Here is a 3,909-nt window from a genome sequence, read left to right on the forward strand (position 1 = left end):
TCCTCGACCGTCTCGTCGATGGTGAACAGCGGCGCGATCTCGACCGCGCCGCCGATGCTGCCGGCGACGATGATCGCGCCGGCCAGGCCCAGCGAGTAGCGCTCGAGCTTGTACTGGCCGGCGAAGAGCCCGTGGAAGAACTTGCGGAACGGGGCGAGGAGGGTTTTGAACATCGCTTATTCCCCCGGAACCGCGGCATCGCCGGACGCGCCGTCGGTCGACACGGGGTGATCCTGAACCATCGTCGTGCTCGGCGCCTGCCGGATCGTCATCCACAGGTTGTAGCAGCCCAGCGCCGTGCCCACGAAGAACATCGTGCCCCCGACCGCGCGCGCAACGTAGTAGGGGTTCATCGCCAGGACGGTCGTGATGAACGGGTATTGCAGGGTGCCGGCGTCGGTGTAGGTGCGCCACATCAGGCCCTGCAGGATGCCCGAATTCCACATCGCCAGCACGTAGACCACCGTGCCCAGCACGGCAAGCCAGAAGTGCCACTCGATCAGCTTGTTGGACCACATCCGCTCGACCCGCCAGATCACCGGGACCGCGGCGTAGACCACGCCGAAGATCAGGATGGCGTTCCAGCCCAATGCGCCGGCATGGACATGGGCGACGGTCCAGTCGGTGTAGTGCGACAGCGCGTTGACGCCGCGGATGGCCAGAAACGACCCCTCGAACGTGGTCAGGCCGTAGAAGATCGCCGCCACCATCATGAAGCGCAGCGTGGCGTCGTCGCGCACCTTGTGCCACGCGCCGTTCAGCGTCAGCAGCGCGTTCGCCGCAGTGGCCCAGGACGGCACCAGCAGCATGACCGAGAACGTCATCCCGAGCGTCTGCACCCAGTGCGGCAGCGCCGTGTAGTGCAGGTGGTGCGAGCCCGCCCAGACGTAGAAGAACACGATGCCCCAGAAGGACAGGATCGACAGCCGGTACGAATAGATCGGCCGCTCGGCCCGCTTGGGCAGGTAGTAGTACAGCATCCCAAGGAAGCCCGCGGTCAGGAAGAAGGCGACCGCGTTGTGGCCGTACCACCACTGCATCATCGCGTCCTGCACGCCGGACCACACGATGTAGCTACGCGACCCGGTCCACGAGACCGGCAGCGCGATGTTATTGAAGATGTGCAGGATGGCCACGATCAGGATGAAGGCCATGTAGTACCAGTTGGCCACGTAGATGTGCGGCTCGTTCCGGCGGGCGAGGGTGCGCATGTAGAGCACGAAGTAGGTGATCCAGACGACGACCAGCCAAAGGTCGGCGTACCACTCGGCCTCGGCGTATTCCTTCGACTGATTGATGCCCATCAGATAGCCGCTGACCGCGAGGATCACGAAAAGCTGGTAGCCGAACAGCACGAACCACGGGCTGAACTGCCCCGCCAGCCGCGCACGGCTCGTGCGCTGCATGACGTGGAAGGACGTGGCGATCAGCGCCGTGCCGCCGAAGCCGAAGATCACGCCCGTGGTGTGCGCGGGGCGCAGGCGTCCGAAGCTGGCCCATGCCGCGTCGAAGGTCAGGTCCGGCCAGGCCAGCAGGTAGGCAACCCACAGGCCGAAGAACATCCCCACGATGGCCCAGACCATCGCAAGGATGATGCCGACCTTGATCGGGTCGTCGTAGTAGTTGCGATGCGCGTTGGGCGAGGGCAGCGGCTCGTCCAGTTTCCGCAGAACCAGCACGAACAATGCCGCGCAGAACAGAAGGACGGTGACGCCGTGCGCCGCAAAGGCTCCGTCCGTCCCGACTGCCGCCATGACGAGACCGACAAGGCCCCCGAGGCCCAGCAAGATCAGAGCGGCCTGACGCTCGCCCACTGTCAGATTGGCAATCATGCTTCCCCCGGAGCCGCTGTTCTTTGGTCTAAGTGTGTCAGATCGCCATCAGGTTGTGAACCGTGCAGCGCCGATCTTCGTCTGAGTGGCACGGCTTTGATGATTTAACCGCCCCCCGACGGCATCAGTGGGCCGGGGTGGGTCTGAATAGGGGCACTGCCGTAGCGACAGAGATACGAAGGGCTGGTCGACGAACTGGCTCATTTTCGTTCAACCGCCGCATTAGGCACTGTCAGAGCAGCTCCTTGGCCGAGGATAGAGCGTGGCCGATACAGCAAATCTCTCTTTTAGTTGGCGGAGCACCTTTCTGCGGCTTCTGCGGGACTGTAGCCCCTTCGCTGCTGATCGACGACGGGCTTCAGCTGAAACCTCTTTCCGGTTTTTACTCCGCGGTCGACCGATGGTGCGCGCGAGTATAGCGGCTGCTGGCTTCAGCCTGCCTACCGCGGGGCCGCGCGAGGCATCTCGATGTTGATCTCCAGGCTCGACATGTTGTCTCCGCGCTCCATGCGGATTTCGACGTCGTTTTCGGTGATCGCGACGTATTTCCGGATCGCGGCCACGATGTCGCGTTGCAGCATGGGCAGGTAGTCGGTCTTTTCGACACCGCCCCCACTGCGCTCATGGGCAAGGAGAATCTGCAGCCGGTCCTTCGCGGTCTCTGCGCTTCTGGGACGGCGGGCCTTTCGCGCGAAACTGAACAGGCTCATGACGCACGCCCGAAGAGCCGTTGCAGAAGCCTGGGACGGCGCTCACCCTCAATCCGCATCTCGACTTCGGTACCGGTGAGGCGCCGGACCGCATCTTCGTAGGCCCGCCTCGCGACGGACGGTTCGTCGAGGACGACAGGCGTGCCGATGTTCGAGGCGCGCAGGATCGCCGGGCTCTCGGGGATCACGCCCAGAAGCGGCACCGCGAGGATTTCCAGCACGTCCTCGACGGTCATCATTTCGCCGCTTTGCACGCGCGCTGGGTCGTGGCGTGTCAGCAGAACCTGCGCCTTGACCGGTTCGGCATCGGCGCTTTCGGCCCGCTTGGTCTGGCTGCTGAGCAGACCCAGGATACGGTCGCTGTCCCTCACGGACGACACCTCGGGATTGGTCACGACAACGGCCTCGTCTGCGAAAAACATCGCCATCTGTGCACCGTGTTCGATCCCCGCCGGGCTGTCGCAGACGATGTAGTCGAACTCCTGCTTGAGGTCGTCGAGAACCTTCGCGACGCCCTCCTTTGTCAGCGCATTCTTGTCCCGCGTCTGCGAGGTCGGCAGGATGAACAGGTTGTCGAGCCGCTTGTCCCGGATCAGGGCCTGTTTCAGCCGTGCATCTCCCTGGATGACGTTGATGAAGTCGAAGACCACACGGCGCTCACAGCCCATCGTCATGTCAAGGTTGCGCAGGCCGACGTCGAAGTCGATCACGACGGTGCGAAACCCCTGTTTGGCCAAGCCCGCCGAAATTGCGGCCGCGGACGTGGTCTTGCCGACCCCGCCTTTTCCCGACGTGATCACGACGACCCGGCCGAGGGGCGGCTTTTCTTTCAGTTCGATCGTCATCCGATTACCTCCATGTGCAGTCGGTCGTCTTCAAGGTATACGTGCGTGCATCGCTCGCGGGCTGCGTCCTCGAGCGTTTCGCTCGTCTGGTAGAGGCCCGCGATCGCGACCAGCTCCGCTTCAAGGGACCGACAGAAAATGCGCGCGGATTCATCACCATGCGCGCCGGCCATCGCTCGCCCGCGCAGGGCTCCGTAGACGTGGATCGAGCCGCTCGCAACGACTTCGGCACCGGAGGCGACGGAGCCGATCACCGTCAGGTCACCATGCTCACTGACGATCATCTGGCCCGAACGGACCGGCGCGTGGACCACCCTGTTCCTGATGCCGTGACTTTCGGCGCGGGACCGGCGGTGCCCCTGTTTGTCGTTCGGTAGTGGGGCATCCTTGCCCGCCGATACTGCAATGAGCCCCAGTTCCTGAAGGACATCCTCCGACAGCTGTCCGCCGCCCTGAACGCCGAAGACACGAAGCTTGCGCCGTCGCAGGTTCGCGACCAGCACGCGAAGCCGAGAGAGATCT

4 protein-coding genes are annotated in these 3,909 nt (G+C 63.8%); all 4 read right to left on the reverse strand.

Features of this window, described 5'->3' with window-relative positions:
- Window positions 1-176: 176 nt before the first annotated feature.
- The gene (ccoN, locus tag BLW27_RS20305) at window positions 177-1,832 is read right to left on the reverse strand and encodes a cytochrome-c oxidase, cbb3-type subunit I (protein ID WP_089886527.1); all 1,656 of its coding nucleotides are present in this window, start codon (window positions 1,830-1,832) and stop codon (window positions 177-179) included.
- A 440-nt stretch (window positions 1,833-2,272) separates the two neighbouring features.
- A complete protein-coding gene (minE, locus tag BLW27_RS20310; protein ID WP_177178026.1) occupies window positions 2,273-2,542 on the reverse strand; it encodes a cell division topological specificity factor MinE in 270 nt (89 codons plus the stop codon).
- Window positions 2,539-3,387, reverse strand: coding sequence for a septum site-determining protein MinD (gene minD / locus BLW27_RS20315; protein ID WP_089886529.1), 849 nt, complete (start codon window positions 3,385-3,387; stop codon window positions 2,539-2,541). Before minD ends, minE begins: the two co-directional genes overlap by 4 nt.
- Window positions 3,384-3,909: septum site-determining protein MinC (minC, locus tag BLW27_RS20320; RefSeq protein ID WP_143042398.1), on the reverse strand; the 526-nt coding region annotated here is incomplete at its 5' end. The genes minC and minD, both read right to left, overlap by 4 nt.

This window comes from Citreimonas salinaria (assembly GCF_900107235.1).
Classification (GTDB): domain Bacteria; phylum Pseudomonadota; class Alphaproteobacteria; order Rhodobacterales; family Rhodobacteraceae; genus Citreimonas; species Citreimonas salinaria.

What these genes read in the sequence shown, in the direction of transcription:
- ccoN (WP_089886527.1), bottom strand. Translation starts at nt 1,832, where the DNA reads ATGATTGCCAATCTGACAGTGGGCGAGCGTCAGGCCGCTCTGATCTTG.
- minE (WP_177178026.1), bottom strand. Translation starts at nt 2,542, where the DNA reads ATGAGCCTGTTCAGTTTCGCGCGAAAGGCCCGCCGTCCCAGAAGCGCA.
- minD (WP_089886529.1), bottom strand. Translation starts at nt 3,387, where the DNA reads ATGACGATCGAACTGAAAGAAAAGCCGCCCCTCGGCCGGGTCGTCGTG.